Here is a 15,321-nt window from a genome sequence, read left to right as displayed (position 1 = left end):
CAGCGCGCCCTCTTGGGGCTGTCATTGATATAAGAATCGAAACCGGGGCCGCAATAGCCCCGATCCGAGCCGCGCTTATGCGAGGATACCGCCGCTTTGTCAACCCGCACGGGTGACGAGCGGGAGAAAAGCCTTACAGCTCTTGCGCCTGCATCTGCTTGGCCGCCGCAAGGCCGAGCGCGTAGGAGATATTGTCGTACATCGTGTTGAAGCCGGCAAACAGCGCGCGGTTCATCGCCTTGCCCTCGGGGCTGGACGACAGATCCACATAGGCCTCGAGATCGCCCTCCGGCAGAGGCTCGTAGGCCATCAGAAGGTAGGCGTAGAGCCATTCGCGGCTGTCAGCCCGGGTCTCTGGCTCCTGCGACCAGACCTCGTCGAGGATCTCGCGCTCGGTCATCTCGAGCGCGCCACCATCCACCAGCCCGGCATAGAACTGGAAGCTGGCGTTGAGCGCGCCGGTCACGTTGGCTTCGACCAGATCGTTGGCCTGCACGAAATCGGTCACCAGCCCGAGCCGCTCGTCCGATGAACCGTCGAGCCCACGAAACACCTCGCGCGCGGCGGCCTCGACGCCGTCGTCGATCAACGCGCGCCGCGCCGAGAGCTCGACCTCGACCACCCGCTCGCCGGTCTCGCTGCCGAAGAAGCGCAGCAGCGGCGTGGCATCGGTGTCTCCAAAGCTCTCCTGAAACTCGGCCCGGACGACCTCTTCCATGGCGTCGGTGTCGTAGATCCGTGCAACGGAGGCCTGCCACCCCTGTGTTGCGCCCCCCGGAATCAGGTCGCGCGCCATCTCGGTGCCGTAGCCGATGCCCTCCTCGCGCATGATCTGAACGATCTCGGGAAGGCCCAGACGGTCGAGCAGCGCATCCGCCGGGCGCGCCGGATCGGCGATCACCGGCGAGGCCAGGGTTGCGGACAGAAGGCAGGCGACGAAGCGCAGGGCCATGTGAAAGATTCTCCGGTCATCGGGTCGGGGCGAGACTAGGCTCGGACACGAGGTTTTCCAAGGCCGCAGGGGCTGACGGACCAACTTCGACAAGTTCTGCACGGTTCCGCAAATTTCCCTGTTGCACCCCGTCGCGCATCTCGTTAAACGGCCCTCCACGACCCCCGCGGAGAGGTGCCGGAGTGGTCGAACGGGGCGGTCTCGAAAACCGTTGACCCTTCACGGGGTCCCAGGGTTCGAATCCCTGTCTCTCCGCCACTTACCTTTGTTTTCAAAGGTGAAACGGCAGTTCGCGGCACACCCGATGGTGCGCGCTACGCAGATTATCCTTGATCACGTCAGGTTCCACTACCCCGGCAGGGGTAGCGCGTGCCATTGGCGTCGCGACCACCCGCGAGGCCGGTTCGGTGCTCTGCGCAGGCGCAGGTCCCCCTTTCGACAAGGCGGCGTGAAGCCTCGTGACGGTTCGAACCCCTTGCGGCATCGTCGGGATTTTTCATCGCTGCCGAAGCGAAGACGTGCGCCCGTTACAAGAACACGAAGTTTCGCGCCGCGTTCACGTCGGCGATGCGCAGGTCGCCCTGCAGAAGAAGGCTGCCCTCCGAGCCGAAGCGGACGGTGATGCCGTCCTCGCCTGCGACGAAGGACACATCCGAAAGACCGGCGATCCCGGGCAGATCAACCTCGATCACGTCCTCGCCAGGCGTGAAATCCGTCACCACGTCGCCGCCCGTGAGATCGCCCTCCGCGAGAGCGAAGATGTCCGCCCCGAACCAGCCGGTCACGGTGTCGGCCCCCGGCCCGCCGACGGCGCTGTCGTCGCCCACCATGCCGTTCAGCTCGTCGTCGTCCTCGGCCCCGTTCAGGGTGTCGTTGCCCAAGCTGCCGACCAGCGTGTCATCGCCCTGGTTGCCCGAGATCTGGTCGTCGCCGTCGGCGCCCTTGAGGTAATCGGCGCCGCCCCAGCCCCGCAGCCGGTCGTCGCCTTCGCCGCCAAGCACCCGGTCGTCGCCCTTGGCGCCGGTGAGCGTGTCGTCCCCGGCCAGACCATCGAGCGTGTCGTCGCCATCACCACCGGTGAGCGTGTCGGCCCCGGGCGTGCCGGTGACCGTCAGGCCTTCGGGCGCCTCGGGCTCGGGCGGCGGTGCGTCGATGCCGGTGGTGTCGAAGGTGATCTCGATCACCTCGAAGGGGCGCAGCGTGACCGGCACCGTGGTGCCGTCGATCTCGAGGTCGGTGAGCGCGGCGCGCACGTCGTTCTCGTTGATGTAGTAGCGCTGGCCGTCGATCAGCAGGCTCTCGGCCTCCTGATAGCCCTCGCCCGGCACGAAATGCACGCCATCGCTGGAATTGGTCGAGAAATCGGCGCTGATCCGGATCGCCGAGGCCTCGACGTACTCGGGCACCAGCTCCGACAGATCCAGGTCCAGGTCCAGCGTGTCCGTCGCGCGCGAGGCGACGTAGACCACGGTACTGTCCTCGCCCTGCCAGGCGTGGAAGGTGAAGCTGCCGTCTTCCAGCGACAACTCGGTGTCGAGCGCCTCGAGCCCCACGAGGCTCGACGACATCAGGTCGAAGGCCGCGCCGTTGATGGTGTTGATCACCCGCCCCTCGGCATCCGTGATCACGTCTTCCTGCTGCTTGCCGGCAAGATCCGTCGGCGTGTTGTGCTGCACCGGCCAGACATGCGCCGCGTCGACGCCCAGATCGCTCATGTTCGAAGTCATCTCGAGCATCACCGAAGCCGAGCGCAGCCCGGTCTCGGATGTGGTCGAGGTGCGCACGTTCCACTCGGTGATGTAGAGGTCGAGCTCCTTGTCGAAAGCCTCGTCCCAGGTCGAGAAGTCGCGGCTGATGAAGTTGACCTCGCCGGTGGTGCCTTCGAACCCCAGCACCTGCTTGTCGAAATAGTAGTGCTCCACGACGCCGTCGATGGCATCGCGCGATGCCTCGCCGAGCTGGTCGATGATGGTCTGGTTGGCAAGGTCGACGCGCTGCGCGAAGGGCCGGTCATCGACCGAGACGTGGAATTCCGAGCCCGCGAAGGGCGAGGCCATCTGCACGAGGATCGCCGCCTGATCGTCTTCCTCGACCCCCGCCGCCTCCATGCCCCGCGCCAGAGCGCCGGCGGCGACATCGGCCTTGGATCCGTAGGCCGTCTCGCCCATGCTCCAGTATTCGTTGCCGATCTCGAAGGCCTCGACCACGTCGGCGTAATCGCGCACCACCGCCTCAGCGAAGCGTTCAATATCGCCGCCCAGGTCCTCGTACTCGGCCACGGTATAGTTCTTGGTGGGCAGCACCAGCGTGAGCTGGGCATCGTTCTCGCGCGCCCATTCCAGCGCCGAGACCAACTCGTCGCGCAGCTCGTATTCGCCGTCGGCGCCCTGCTCCATGACAAGGATGTTGAGGAAGCCCTCGCCGTCCACCTCGAGATCGCCCGCGTCGCCCTGCCCCGCCGGAAAGCGCAGATGCGAGATGTCGAGCGCCTCGGCGGCGGGGCCGAAGGTCGGCTTCGGGACGCCGTCGATGGTGTTGACGCTGAACACCATGTTGCCGCCGAAATAGGCCTCGTTCATGACCTCTCCGGTGCCGCTGGACGACAGAACCGTGATCTCGGTGGCCGCTGGCGGAGGTGGCGCCGCCGCGAGCGGCGTGGCGGGCCCGAGATTGCCGAGCCAGTCCGAAGGCGGGCCCATGTCATCGGGTGCGATGCCCTCGACCACCGCGATGACCGTGCCGTTGAACACCAGCGCCGTGCCGCTGCCATCCTCGGCCTCGGTTACGGCCCCACCTGCCACGGCCTCGGCGGCAGAGAGCGGCGTGCCGTCGGCGGTGACCAGCGTGATGGTCTCGCGACCGCCCTCGTTGCCCTGAAGATCGTAGGTGTAGATCCGCATCGGCTCGAAATCGCCCTCGCCGTCGGGCACCACCAGTTCGTAGCGGTCATTGCCGAGCCCACCGGCCAGCGCGTCGCCTTCGTCACCGCGCAGCGTGTCGTCGCCGCCATTGCCGACCAATGTGTCGCCCACGGTCTCGGCGCCGGGTCCGTCGACGCCGATGATGACATCGTCATCCGCCTGACCGTCGAGATAATCGCCGCCGCCGAGGCCGATCAGCGTATCCATGCCGTTGCCGCCGAACAGCTCGTCGCGCCCCTCGGTGCCGGTCAGGTCGTCGTCGCCATCATAGAATCCGGTGAGCGCGGGAGAGAAGTTGCCGACCCAGATGGTGTCGTACAACAGCTCTTCGGCGCTGTAGCCCTCGATGATCGCGATGGTGTCGTTGCCGTTGACCACGAAGGACCCGCTGCCATCCGCAATGTCGCCGATGCCGACCGCCAGGCTGCCATCGAAGAACGACGAGCGTGGGATGATCTCGCCTTCGGGGGTGACAAAGACCACCCGGTCGGGCACGTCCTGATCGGTGAAGCGAGTGAAGTCGAGATCGGTGATGGTCACCGGATCCGCCCCTTCATCGCCGATCGGGACCACGAAGATATCCGCGTTCGCGCCGCCGGTCAGCGTGTCGCCATCATCGCCCCAAAGAATGTCGTTGCCGTCACCGCCATTCACCACATCCGGCGCGCCTTGCATCTCGTCGGTGAACATCATCAGGTCGAGCCCGGCCCCGCCGCTCGCCGTGTCGGACCCCCGATCATCGACGAGGACGTCGCGCCCCTCTCCACCCTCGAGCACGTCGTTGCCAGCCCCGCCGGTCAGCGCATCGTCACCGGGCAGCCCGGCGAGTGTATCGTCGCCATCGCCGCCCTCGAGCGTGTCATCGCCGTCGGTTCCGAGCAGAAAGTCGCCCTCATCGGAACGCGGGCTCTCGCGGTCATCGAGATCGTCCTCATCCTCGATCTCGTCTTCGAGATCCGCAGCACCTGACCCGGAGCCGCTCGTGCTGGCGAGAACGCCCCCAAACAGCAGCATGAAGAGTACGAAGGGGGTCATCAAAACCTCCGGGAAGACGAATCGACAGAAAAAAACAAACCGGCGCGAACAAACGTGACGAAAACGTTAATGCCATTTTTCAGCCACAGTTGAAGATGTTTTTCGAAACAGACTGTTCCCGAACCGCCCGGCGAGCGGTCGTTCGAGGTCCGCCACACGCGTCGGTCTCGCGCATCGCTCGGCATGACCGGCGAGAAATATGCTCGATAAAGTTGTCGGACCTTCGCAGACTTCGCCCAACCAGCTAGACTGCCACGAGCAAAGCGATTTCAGACCAATGGATTGCGAGGGGGATGCGCATGGATCAGGTCGGCATGACGACACTCGGATATTTCACCATCAGCGCGAGCGTGCTCTGCGTCATAACCGTCGCAAGCCTGTGCTGGGTGGCGGCAGGCTCTGCGCGGATGCCCCGCGCTCTGCGCGCACTGTCACTGCTGGCGCTGGCAGTTTCGGCCGTGCCCGCGGTTCTAACGCTGGCACTGACGCCGCTGCTGACCGGCACTCCCGCTGCCGAAGACGTCGCCACGCTCTACAGCCTGCCGCTCGATCTCGGCCCTCTCCTGCCGGCTGGAGCCGCGGTCATGATCGCGCCGAAGCATCTGGTCTGGCCGCACGTGCTCGGCCTGCTGATCGGCCTCGTGCTTTATGCCATCGGGGCCATCGCGACCCCGCGTGAGGAGTTGGAAGCCGCACCCCGCAAGGCGCGGCTCCCGATGTCCAAGCACCACTAGGCCGGTTTGGCCCGGCGCCGGTCAGAGGTAGTCGGCACGCTGCAGGCCGTACTTGGCCATCTTCTCGTTCAGCGTCCGGCGCGGCAGGCAGAGCTCGTCCATCACCGCCGAGATCGACCCCTTGTGGCGACGCATGGTGTTGTCGATCAGCATGCGCTCGAACGCCTCGACATATTCCTTGAGCGGCTTGCCCTCGGTGGTCATCACCGGCTGCATGTCCTCGTGATCGTTCATCAGGAGCGAGGCGATGGTGCCCTGCCCGCGCCGCGATTGCAGCACCGCGCGCTCGGCGAGGTTGATGAGCTGGCGCACGTTGCCGGGCCACGGTGCTTGAAGGAGTTGCGCCGCTTCCTGCGCCGAGACCTTGGGCGCGTCGCAGCCATACTCGTCGGCGAAGCCCTCGGAGAGCCGGGTGAAGAGCGTCAGGATATCCTCGCCGCGGGCGCGCAGCGGCGGCACGGTGATCTTCAGCGCCGCGAGGCGGTAATAGAGATCCGGGCGCAGCGCGCTCTCGCAGGTACGGCCCTCGTCCTGAAGATTGCAGATCGCCACGATGCGGGTTTCCGGCGGGGTGCCCTGATCGTTGATCACCGACAGCAGCCGGGCCTGCGCCGAATCCGACAGCGACTCGACATCCTCGAGCACCAGCGTTCCGCCGCGCGCCTCTTCCATCGCCGGCAGCCGGGTCTCGTCGGGCTGCATCGGGCCGAAGAGCCGGCGCATCAGCGCGTCCTCGTCCATCGCCGCGCAGGACAGCAGCACGAATTTCTTGCCGGCGCGGGAACCCACCGCGTGCAGCGCATGCGCGATCAGCGTCTTGCCGGTGCCGGTCTCGCCCTCGATCAGAACGTGACCGTCAGCCTGGCCGAGATCGAGCACGTCCTCGCGCAGCCGCTCCATCGCCGGGCTCTGACCGATGAGCTTGCTCATCAGCTGGCCGCCATCCGAGAGCTCGCGGCGCAGCGCGCGGTTGTCGAGGGTCAGGCGGCGCGCGTTGGTGGCCTTCTTGGCAAGCTCCGACATGCGGTCGGGGTTGAACGGCTTTTCGAGAAAGTCGAAGGCGCCGATGCGCATCGCCTCGACCGCCATCGGCACGTCGCCGTGACCGGTGATCATGATGACAGGCAGCGCGCTGTCAGCGCCCATCAGCTTCTTGAGAAACTGGATCCCGTCCATGCCGGGCATCTTGATGTCCGAGATCACGATGCCGGGGTAATCGGTGCCGAGCGCGCCGAGCGCCTCTTCGGCGCTGCCAAAGGCCTCGGTGTCGTACCCCGACAGCGCCAGCCACTGGCTGATCGACTGCCGCATGTCCTTTTCGTCGTCGACGATGGCGATCTTCATGGCTTTTGTCATTCTGGTCTTGCGCCTTTTCTGCCTGCGTCTTTCCCGCTGCCAACTACTCGGCGGCGCGGGTGGTTTCATTCAAGATAGGAAGCTGCATCTCGAAAACAGCCCCACCGTCGACCCCGTTTCGGGCCGTCAGGCGCCCGCCGAGATCGGCCACGATGCCGGAACTGATGGCAAGGCCGAGCCCGGTGCCGTCGCCGGGCTGCTTGGTGGTGTAGAACGGCTCGAACAAGGCATCCATGTCCTCGATGCCGTGGCCGTTGTCGCGCACCGAAAGCGTCGCGGTCTCGCCGCTGGCGAGGATGATCTCCAGCTCGGGCTGGGCCACGGATTTTGTCGCGTCGATGGCGTTGCGCAGCAGGTTCACCAGAACCTGCTCGATGCGCATCCGGTCGCCCATCACCCGCACCGGCTCATCCGGCAGGATCTTGGAGATCCGCACCCGCCGCGCCTTGAGCTGCGGCTCCATCATCGACAGCGACGAGGCCAGCGCCTCGGCCATGTCGACCGGAGACAGCTGCTCCTGCCCCTTGCGGGCATAGGATTTGAGTTGCCGGGTGATCGCGCCCATGCGCTCGATCAGATCGTCGATGCGGTGGAAGGCGGTCATCGCCTCATCGGGACGGTTGCGCCGCAGCAGCAGCCGCGCGCCGGCAAGGTAGGTCTTCATTGCCGCAAGCGGCTGGTTGAGTTCGTGGCTGACCGCCGCCGACATCTCACCAAGGGCGGCGAGCTTCGAGCTCTGTTCGAGCGTCTGCTCGGCGGAGGCGAGGTCCTTCTGGACCTTCTCGCGCTCAGAAATCTCGCGCTGGAGGCGCGCGTTGAGGCGGCGCAGCTCAGCGGATTCGCGCTGGAACAGGGCCATGCGCAGCGCCGTGCGGCGGCTGAGGGCGTAGAAGGCCAGCGCCGCCAGAAGCGCGAAGCCCATGATCTCGAGCGCCAGCACCGCGTTCACCTTCTCGCGCACCGAGGCGTAGGTGGTGAAGGTCGCCATGGTCCAGCCGCGGAACGGGATGCGCCCGTCAACCCGCATCACCGCCTCGCCCTGCAGGTAGGCGTCGGGCGGCAGCGCGGTCCAGTCGGCGGTGGCCTTGATGGCCCGCTCGATGGCGCTTTCGGGCGACTGGCGCACCAGCGCCTCGTCCATGGTGCGCCCGCGCCAGCGTGGCTCGGTGGCGAGAATGATGGTGCCTTCCGAGTTCAGCACCGCCACCGCGTCGGTGATCCCGGCCCAGGCGCGTTCGAACTTCGCCAGATCGACCTCGACCATGATCACGCCGACGACGCTGTTCTGGCTCTCGACGCGGCGCGAGTAGGTGAAGGTGTAGCCCCCCGCCTCGCGTTCCTGCGTGGTGAAGACGGTGGTGTTCGAGCGCAGCGCCTCGACGAAATGCGGCGCGTTGCGGTGCTGCTCGCCCAGACGGTTGCGGTCGGTCGCGGCCACGGTGCGGCCGTCGCGGTCGAGCAGCATCAGCGAGGCGGCGCCGATCTCGTCGACATAGGAGATCAGGCGCTGCGACGACTGGCTGAAATCACCGGAGTTCAACGCCCCGATCAGCGCCGGGTCGCGCGCCAATAGCTGTGGCACGATGGCGTTGCTGCGCAGTTCCGACAGGATGTTGCCGGAATAGAGCGCCAGCCGCAGCTCGGCCCGGTTGCGGGTCGATTCCGTGAACCGGTCGGTGAGCATCATGTTGGTGACCCAGACGGTCACCACGGCCAACACGACAAGAAGGACGAGCGCGACCCGCACCCGCCATCCCAGTGGCCCCGAGCGCCTTGCGCGCCGGGCCTTGTCCTTGGCCGTCCCTGACATGGGCGGCAGAGTACGCGCCCGGGCTCAGGCTCTCAAGTCAGGCTTCCGCGAGGGCGGCGGTCAGATGGGCGAAAAGACGCGCACCGTCCTCGTTGCCCTGCGCGGGATCGCAGGCCCGCTCGGGGTGCGGCATCATTCCCAGCACCCGGCGGTTCGACGACAGGATGCCGGCGATGTCGCGGTCCGAGCCGTTGGGGTTGTCGGTGTAGCGGAACGCCACCCGGTCCTCGGCCTCGAGCGCATCGAGGGTCGCGGCATCGGCAGTGTAGTTGCCGTCATGATGCGCGATCGGGATGCGGATGGTCTCGCCGACCTCGTAGCCTTGGGTGAAGACCGACTGGCTCTCGGCCACGTCGAGCCCCACGGTGCGGCAGATATACTTGAGGTTGGCGTTGCGAAGCAGCGCGCCCGGCAGGATCTTGGTCTCGGTCAGCACCTGGAAGCCGTTGCAGATGCCGATGGCATAGCCGCCACGCTCGGCATGGGCCTTGACCTCGTGGCAGATCGGCGAGTTCGCGGCGATGGCGCCGCAGCGCAGGTAGTCACCGAACGAAAAGCCGCCCGGGATGCCGACGATGTCGATGCCCGAGGGCAGCGCCGTGTCCTTGTGCCACACCATCTGCACGTCGAGGCCCGCCTTGCGGAAGCCCTCGGCAAGATCGCGATCGCAGTTCGATCCGGGAAAGACGATGACGGCAGCTTTCATGGCGGGCTCGCTTGGCATTGGTGGGGTCAGATTGCGCTCCGCATAGCGGCTTTTGCATCCCGGCGCAATCGCGTGCAGGCCCCCCGGCGAGATGCCGGGGCGCCCTGCCCTTCATGCGCCGCGGCGCTCAGGTACGGAAGTCGGTGATCACCGCCACGCCCGGCGGCGTCGGCCCGTTGAAGGCGGCGAGCTCGGCGCTGGCGCCGCTGAGAGGTACCTCGCGCGCGATGAGCGGCGAGAGATCGACCTTGTCGCGGGTGATCAGGCCCAGCAACGACGGGTAGCGATGCGCCGGCATCCCCCGCGTGCCGTAGAGCGCAAGGTTGCCCTGATAGACCGCCGACATGTCGACATCCATATGCGCGGTGTGCCCCACCGGCATGCCCACCTGCACGTGCCGCCCCAAGGGGCGCAGGCAGCGGATCGACGCGTTCACGGTCTGCGGGATCCCCAGCGCCTCGATGCTGACATGCACGCCGCCGCCGGTGATCTCGCGGATCTGCTCGGCGGCATCGCCCTCCGCGGCGTTGACGGCTGCGTCCATGCCCAGCGACAGCGCGTGGTCAAGCTTGTCCTGCACCACGTCGACGACGATGACATGCGCGCCGAGCGCCCGGCCCAGAAGTGCCGCCGAAAGCCCGACACCGCCGGTGCCATGCACCGCCAGCCACTCGCCACCCTGCAGCGCCGCGCGTCCGGTCAGCGCGTGCCATGCGGTGGTCACCCGGCAGCCGAGCCCCGCCGCAAGCGTCGGCGACATGCCCTCCGGCAGGCGTGCAAGGTTGAAATCTCGCGGCACGGGGACGTATTCGGCGAAGGCGCCCGGCTCGATGAAGCCCGGCAGGCGCTGATCGGCGCAGACGGTCTGCTGTCCGGCGCGGCAGCTCGGGCAGGTGCCGCAGGACAGGATGAACGGCGCCACCAGCACGTCGCCTGTGGCCCATTGCGAGTTCGGCCCGGCAGCGATCACGCGGCCGCAATACTCGTGCCCCTGAATCTGGCCCGGCTTGACCCGGGGATGCTCGCCGACCCAGCCGTGCCAGTCCGAGCGGCAAACGCCGCAGGCAAGCACCTCGAGCACGACGCCGTCGTCCGGGCAGTCCGGATCGGGCACCGTCTCGAGCGACAGATCCTCGTTGTACTCTCTCAGCACCGCTGCGCGCATGGCTCTCTCCTCCCTCTTCTCGCGAGGAGGTGACGCCAATTCGCGCCAGAACGCAAGCGGGGCGCCGAAGCGCCCCGTCATGGCAGGCCGTGGCCCGCCGAACCCAAGAGAGCCCACCGGCGCAGCGCGCCGGGCCAGGCTCAGGCCATCTCGATCGAGTAGCTCTCGATCACGGTGTTGGCGAGCAGCTTCTCGCACATCTCGCGCACCGCGTCCTCGCCAGTGCCGTCCTCGAGGTCGAGCTCGATCACCTTGCCCTGACGCACGCCGCCGACGCCATCAAAGCCCATCCCGTGCAGGGCATGCTTCACCGCTTCGCCCTGCGGGTCGAGCACGCCGTCCTTGAGCATCACATGCACCCGTGCCTTCATGGCGTCTTCTCCGTCTGTTGCGGGAGGCGCGGCCTCCCGTCCTTGAAATCACCGCGCCGAAAGCGCGCGCCCGGCTCAGTTGATAAGCTTGGGCTTGGAAATATGAGTCGCCTGCTTCGGCATCACGCCGAGGCGTTCGGCCACTTCGGTATAGGCGTCGGTCAGCGAGCCGAGGTCGCGGCGGAACACGTCCTTGTCGAGCTTCTGGCCGGTCTGGAGGTCCCAAAGGCGGCAGCTGTCCGGCGAGATCTCGTCGGCCACGACGAGGCGCTGGAAGTCGCCGTCATAGACGCGGCCGATCTCGATCTTGAAGTCGACGAGACGAATGCCGACGCCGTACATCAGGCCCGACAGGTAATCGTTCACCCGCAGCGCGAGGCTGAGGATGTCGTCCATGTCCTGCTGGCTGGCCCAGCCGAACGCGGCGATGTGCTCCTCGGTGACCAGCGGGTCGCCCAGCTTGTCGTCCTTGTAGCAGTACTCGACGATCGGGCGCGGCAGCGGCGTGCCTTCCTCGAGCCCCAGACGCTTGGCCAACGATCCGGCGGCGAAGTTGCGCACGATGACCTCGAGCGGAATGATCTCGCAGGAGCGCACCAGCTGCTCGCGCATGTTGAGGCGCTTCAGGAAGTGGGTCGGAACGCCGATGTTGTTCAGACCGGTCATGAAGAACTCGGACAGGCGGTTGTTGAGCACACCCTTTCCTTCGATCACGTCCTTCTTCTGGGCGTTGAAAGCGGTCGCGTCATCCTTGAAATACTGCACGATGGTCCCGGGTTCGGGGCCTTCGTAGAGAATCTTTGCCTTGCCTTCGTAGATCTTTTTGCGGCGTGCCATGGGATTCCTTTCCAAGCGGGACACAGAGGGCGCTTCTGCGTCCTGCGTGGCCCTATAAATCATGCCTTCTCGCCTCGCAAGCGGGCGCTTGGACTTGCACGGTTCTGCAGGTGTGAAATACTCGGCCAGGAGGACGAGAGACATAGGGGAGCGAGACTCATGACCACCTTCGACGAACGCGAATCCGCGTTTGAAAACAAGTTCGCACATGATGAGGAGATGGCGTTCCGCGCAGAGGCCCGCTGCAACAAGCTGCTCGGGCTATGGGCTGCCGAAATGCTGGGCAAGAGCGGCGATGCCGCCGAGGCCTATGCGCGCGAGGTGATCAAGGCGGATTTCGAAGAGGCCGGCCACGAGGACGTGGTGCGTAAGGTCGCCGGCGACCTCGGCGACAAGGCCGATGCCGACGCTATCCGGCAGAAGCGCGCCGAACTGCTGGTCGAGGCGAAGGGCCAGATCCTGCTCGAGGGCTGAGCCCCCCCGCCTACGGCGCAGGCGATACCAGTGACAAGCGGCGGCCCGACCATGGGATCGCGCCGTCGCTCGCCTGTTTGATCGGCTTGATCGTCCGGAGCGTCACCGGGTCCGAGGTCGCTGGGGCCGAGGTGTCACGGTCTGAAAGCCCGGAGCGGCGGCCCGCGCCCCTGTCGTCGGCTGCGTCACACGGCCCACTCCGGCACGGGACCCGGTGCCAACCCTTACCAACACGCCCGACGGGACTGCTCAGCGCAGCCCTGCCCGCGACGATGCGCTTTGGAATGCCCCCCTCAGCGCGCGATCACGATATCCGCCCGCAACCCGCCCAGGGTCTCGCTTTCGCCAAGCCGCAGCACACCGCCATGGGCCCGCGCGATGTCGGCGGCGATCGCAAGCCCCAGCCCCACGCCCGGCCCCTTGTCCTGATTGCGCGCCGGATCGAGCCGGACAAAGGGCCGCTGCGCATCCTCGCGCCGCTCGGGCGGGATCCCCGGTCCGTCATCCTCGACCCGAAGCCGCAGGCTCTTGTCGCTGAGCGTGACCGACACCTCGCAGCAGCTGCCATAGCGCACCGCGTTGTTCACGAGGTTCTCCAGCGCGCGGCGCATGGCCAGCGGGCGCAGCGACACCTGCCCCTCGCCCTCGACCGATACCAGCGCCACGTTGCGTCCTGCGCGCTGCGCATCGCCGACAACGCTCTCGACGATATCCACCGGGTCGACCGGCTCCGCCGCGGCCGCCAGCGCATCGCCGCGCGCGAAGTCGAGGAAGGCGTCGATCAGCCGCTGCATGTCCTCGACATCGCGCTCCAGCGGCTCGCGATCCTCGTCGTCGAGCATCGACAGGCCAAGCCGCAGCCGGGTCAGCGGGGTCCGTAGATCGTGGCTCACCCCCGAGAGCATCATGGTGCGCTGCTCGATCTGCCGCTCAATCCGGTTGCGCATGTCGAGAAAGGCGTGCCCGGCGGCCCTGACCTCGACCGCGCCGGCCGGTGAGTACGACTCGTGCCGTCCCCGACCGAAAGCCTCCGCCGCCTGTGCGAGCCGGGTGATCGGGCGCAACTGGTTGCGCAGGTAGAGAAAGGCGATCAGCGTCATCAGCACGCCGAACACCATCATGTTGACGAAAAGCTGGTGCGCGTTGGTGGGCGAGGCACGCCGGCGCGGCACCTCCACCCGGGTCAACCCGTCCTGCCCGCGCACAAAGAGCACGACGTCGAAATCGTCGGGCAGCAGGATCCGCTCGAGCCCGGGCACGGCGCGCTCCAGCGTCTGGGTCACCACGAGCCCCGAGAAATCGAACCAGCGCCGCTGGTTTTCCGCCGGCAAGGCGCTCTCGTCCACCGGGCTCAGGGTAAGATCCAGCGCCGGTGCGAGCTCGGGATGTTCGAGCACCAGCTTGACCTCGCGCGCAAGATCGCGGCTCATCTGGTTCGACACGCCTTCGAAATGGCGCTGCACGAAGACCACCGAGACCACAAGTTGCAGCGTCACCACCGGCAGGATCAGGATCAGCGCCGCGCGCCCGTAAAGACCGCGGGGCACATAGCGTTTGAGCCATTGGAAGGACATGGGTTACCTCTGGTGCGACTGACAGCCAGAAAGCCCCGAAAGATGCAGGACCCGCAACCGGATTTTCAGCCCCTCCCCGGCGCGCCCGAGACCCTCGCCCCCGGCCTGCGCCGGATCGTGGCGCCGAACGCGTCGCCGATGACCTATCGCGGCACCAACACCTACCTCGTCGGCAGGCGCGGCCTCGCGGTGATCGACCCCGGCCCGATGCTCGAGGCCCATCTCGAAGCGATCCTCGCCGCGGTCACGCCGGGCCAGCGCATCACCCACATCCTCGTGACCCATGCGCATCTCGATCACTCTTCCCTCGCCCGGCCGCTCTCCGAGGCCACGGGCGCGCCGGTGCTGGCCTTCGGGGACGCCGCGTCGGGTCGCTCGGAGGCAATGCAGGCGCTGGCCGAAAGCGGTATGGTCGGGGGCGGCGAAGGCGTCGACGCAGGTTTTGCGCCCGACCAGTGTCTGGCCGATGGCGCGCGTGTCGCGGGCGACGGCTGGCAACTCGAGGCGCTGCACACGCCCGGCCATTTCGGCAACCATCTGAGCTTCGCGTGGGACGATATGCTGTTCTCGGGCGACGTGGTGATGGGCTGGGCGAGTTCGCTGGTCTCGCCCCCCGACGGTGACCTGACCGCCTTCATGACCTCGCTGTCGCGGCTGGCCGCGCGGCGCTGGTCCCGCTTTCACCCCGGCCATGGCGCCCCCGTTGACGCTCCCGCAGAGCGGCTGTCGGACTTGCGTGATCACCGCCTGATGCGCGAGGCTCAGATCCTCGCGGCACTGGGGTCCGGCGCGTCCGATGCGACCAGCCTCGCGGCGCGGATCTATACCGACACCCCGGCAGCGCTGCTGCCCGCCGCGACCCGCAACGTGCTGGCGCATCTGCTTGATCTGCAAGCCTCGGGCCGCGCCCGCGTGCTCACCGCCCTGTCGGAAAAGGCAATGTTTGAAGTGACTTAACGGAATCGCAAAAAAATCCCGAAAATCTCAAAATCCCTCTGGACGCCCGGAGTCGCGATTGCTATACGCCCCACACACCGCAGGACGCGGCGCCCCGGACAACGGGGCAAGGCGCTCCAAAGCAAAAGTTCCGGCGTAGCTCAGCGGTAGAGCAGTTGACTGTTAATCAATTGGTCGTAGGTTCGATCCCTACCGCCGGAGCCATTTACACCGCAGCGCACTGTAAAGACTGGATTTAATAAATCCACTCCGACGGTGCTGCGATGGTCTTGGCAGATAGTGCCCCATAGCGTGGTGTAGGAATCCGCGGGCGTCGCCACATGCGACGCTGGCGGTCACCGTCGATCTTCGGAGAAGGTTCGGGTTGCGACACCTGAAACCTGAGACGGAGATGACGATGACCGACGACAGAATGGCTCTGATGGAGCT

General features: G+C 66.6%; 12 protein-coding genes and 2 tRNA genes. 5 read left to right on the top strand and 9 right to left on the bottom strand.

Going from position 1 to position 15,321, the window contains the following annotated elements:
- Positions 1 to 133 precede the first annotated feature (133 nt).
- Positions 134 to 952, bottom strand: coding sequence for a DUF2059 domain-containing protein (locus tag JF542_RS02880; protein WP_007800347.1), 819 nt, complete (start codon positions 950 to 952; stop codon positions 134 to 136).
- A gap of 168 nt (positions 953 to 1,120) precedes the next feature.
- Here JF542_RS02880 and JF542_RS02875 point away from each other — a divergent pair.
- Positions 1,121 to 1,210: transfer RNA gene (locus JF542_RS02875), tRNA-Ser, on the top strand.
- Positions 1,211 to 1,479: 269 nt separating this feature from the next.
- On the opposite strand, the gene JF542_RS02870 is transcribed toward JF542_RS02875, so the two are convergent.
- Positions 1,480 to 4,908: a calcium-binding protein gene (locus JF542_RS02870; RefSeq protein ID WP_207074681.1), complete on the bottom strand. Its 3,429-nt coding sequence runs from the start codon at positions 4,906 to 4,908 to the stop codon at positions 1,480 to 1,482.
- A gap of 314 nt (positions 4,909 to 5,222) precedes the next feature.
- Here JF542_RS02870 and JF542_RS02865 point away from each other — a divergent pair, with 314 nt between their 5' ends.
- Entirely contained in the window at positions 5,223 to 5,642 is a 420-nt protein-coding gene (locus JF542_RS02865; protein ID WP_207074680.1) for a hypothetical protein, read from the top strand.
- Positions 5,643 to 5,663: 21 nt separating this feature from the next.
- Here the strand turns inward: JF542_RS02865 and JF542_RS02860 are convergent, their stop codons facing one another.
- The 6 genes from JF542_RS02860 to purC form a co-directional block, all read right to left on the bottom strand.
- Complete coding sequence (locus JF542_RS02860; RefSeq protein WP_083793943.1) at positions 5,664 to 6,998, bottom strand: sigma-54-dependent transcriptional regulator; 1,335 nt, start codon at positions 6,996 to 6,998, stop codon at positions 5,664 to 5,666.
- A 43-nt stretch (positions 6,999 to 7,041) separates the two neighbouring features.
- The gene (locus JF542_RS02855) at positions 7,042 to 8,808 is read right to left on the bottom strand and encodes a sensor histidine kinase (protein WP_040544825.1); all 1,767 of its coding nucleotides are present in this window, start codon (positions 8,806 to 8,808) and stop codon (positions 7,042 to 7,044) included.
- A 37-nt stretch (positions 8,809 to 8,845) separates the two neighbouring features.
- Positions 8,846 to 9,514 carry a phosphoribosylformylglycinamidine synthase subunit PurQ gene (gene purQ / locus JF542_RS02850; protein ID WP_007800338.1) on the bottom strand — a complete coding sequence of 223 codons (669 nt, stop codon included), beginning with the start codon at positions 9,512 to 9,514 and terminating at the stop codon, positions 8,846 to 8,848.
- Between the two features lie 127 nt (positions 9,515 to 9,641).
- On the bottom strand, positions 9,642 to 10,679 hold the full coding sequence (locus tag JF542_RS02845; protein WP_207074679.1) for a zinc-dependent alcohol dehydrogenase family protein: 1,038 nt from the start codon (positions 10,677 to 10,679) through the stop codon (positions 9,642 to 9,644).
- A 140-nt stretch (positions 10,680 to 10,819) separates the two neighbouring features.
- On the bottom strand, positions 10,820 to 11,050 hold the full coding sequence (gene purS / locus JF542_RS02840) for a phosphoribosylformylglycinamidine synthase subunit PurS (protein ID WP_007800335.1): 231 nt from the start codon (positions 11,048 to 11,050) through the stop codon (positions 10,820 to 10,822).
- 75 nt (positions 11,051 to 11,125) lie between these two features.
- The gene (gene purC / locus JF542_RS02835; RefSeq protein ID WP_007800333.1) at positions 11,126 to 11,887 is read right to left on the bottom strand and encodes a phosphoribosylaminoimidazolesuccinocarboxamide synthase; all 762 of its coding nucleotides are present in this window, start codon (positions 11,885 to 11,887) and stop codon (positions 11,126 to 11,128) included.
- A gap of 159 nt (positions 11,888 to 12,046) precedes the next feature.
- On the opposite strand from purC, the gene JF542_RS02830 reads away from it, so the two are divergent.
- A complete protein-coding gene (locus JF542_RS02830) occupies positions 12,047 to 12,361 on the top strand; it encodes a DUF1476 domain-containing protein (protein WP_007800332.1) in 315 nt (104 codons plus the stop codon).
- Positions 12,362 to 12,654: 293 nt separating this feature from the next.
- Here the strand turns inward: JF542_RS02830 and JF542_RS02825 are convergent, their stop codons facing one another.
- Positions 12,655 to 13,935, bottom strand: a complete 1,281-nt coding sequence (locus tag JF542_RS02825; RefSeq protein ID WP_207074678.1) for an ATP-binding protein — start codon at positions 13,933 to 13,935, stop codon at positions 12,655 to 12,657.
- Positions 13,936 to 13,977: 42 nt separating this feature from the next.
- Between JF542_RS02825 and JF542_RS02820 the strand changes: the two genes are divergently transcribed.
- Together JF542_RS02820 and JF542_RS02815 are read left to right on the top strand one after the other, a co-directional pair.
- On the top strand, positions 13,978 to 14,892 hold the full coding sequence (locus tag JF542_RS02820) for an MBL fold metallo-hydrolase (protein WP_207074677.1): 915 nt from the start codon (positions 13,978 to 13,980) through the stop codon (positions 14,890 to 14,892).
- Between the two features lie 129 nt (positions 14,893 to 15,021).
- Positions 15,022 to 15,096: transfer RNA gene (locus JF542_RS02815), tRNA-Asn, on the top strand.
- The last annotated feature ends 225 nt before the right edge of the window (positions 15,097 to 15,321 follow it).

The organism is Salipiger bermudensis, assembly GCF_017309175.1.
In the GTDB taxonomy this organism is placed as follows: Bacteria; Pseudomonadota; Alphaproteobacteria; order Rhodobacterales; family Rhodobacteraceae; genus Salipiger; species Salipiger bermudensis.
This window is presented reverse-complemented; position numbering and strand designations above follow the sequence as displayed.

Bases quoted from the DNA above. Each gene is read 5' to 3' on its own strand.
- JF542_RS02870 (WP_207074681.1), bottom strand. From the start codon at position 4,908: ATGACCCCCTTCGTACTCTTCATGCTGCTGTTTGGGGGCGTTCTCGCC.
- purQ (WP_007800338.1), bottom strand. From the start codon at position 9,514: ATGAAAGCTGCCGTCATCGTCTTTCCCGGATCGAACTGCGATCGCGAT.
- purC (WP_007800333.1), bottom strand. From the start codon at position 11,887: ATGGCACGCCGCAAAAAGATCTACGAAGGCAAGGCAAAGATTCTCTAC.
- JF542_RS02825 (WP_207074678.1), bottom strand. From the start codon at position 13,935: ATGTCCTTCCAATGGCTCAAACGCTATGTGCCCCGCGGTCTTTACGGG.
- JF542_RS02860 (WP_083793943.1), bottom strand. From the start codon at position 6,998: ATGACAAAAGCCATGAAGATCGCCATCGTCGACGACGAAAAGGACATG.
- JF542_RS02855 (WP_040544825.1), bottom strand. From the start codon at position 8,808: ATGTCAGGGACGGCCAAGGACAAGGCCCGGCGCGCAAGGCGCTCGGGG.
- purS (WP_007800335.1), bottom strand. From the start codon at position 11,050: ATGAAGGCACGGGTGCATGTGATGCTCAAGGACGGCGTGCTCGACCCG.
- JF542_RS02845 (WP_207074679.1), bottom strand. From the start codon at position 10,679: ATGCGCGCAGCGGTGCTGAGAGAGTACAACGAGGATCTGTCGCTCGAG.
- JF542_RS02865 (WP_207074680.1), top strand. From the start codon at position 5,223: ATGACGACACTCGGATATTTCACCATCAGCGCGAGCGTGCTCTGCGTC.
- JF542_RS02820 (WP_207074677.1), top strand. From the start codon at position 13,978: ATGCAGGACCCGCAACCGGATTTTCAGCCCCTCCCCGGCGCGCCCGAG.
- JF542_RS02880 (WP_007800347.1), bottom strand. From the start codon at position 952: ATGGCCCTGCGCTTCGTCGCCTGCCTTCTGTCCGCAACCCTGGCCTCG.
- JF542_RS02830 (WP_007800332.1), top strand. From the start codon at position 12,047: ATGACCACCTTCGACGAACGCGAATCCGCGTTTGAAAACAAGTTCGCA.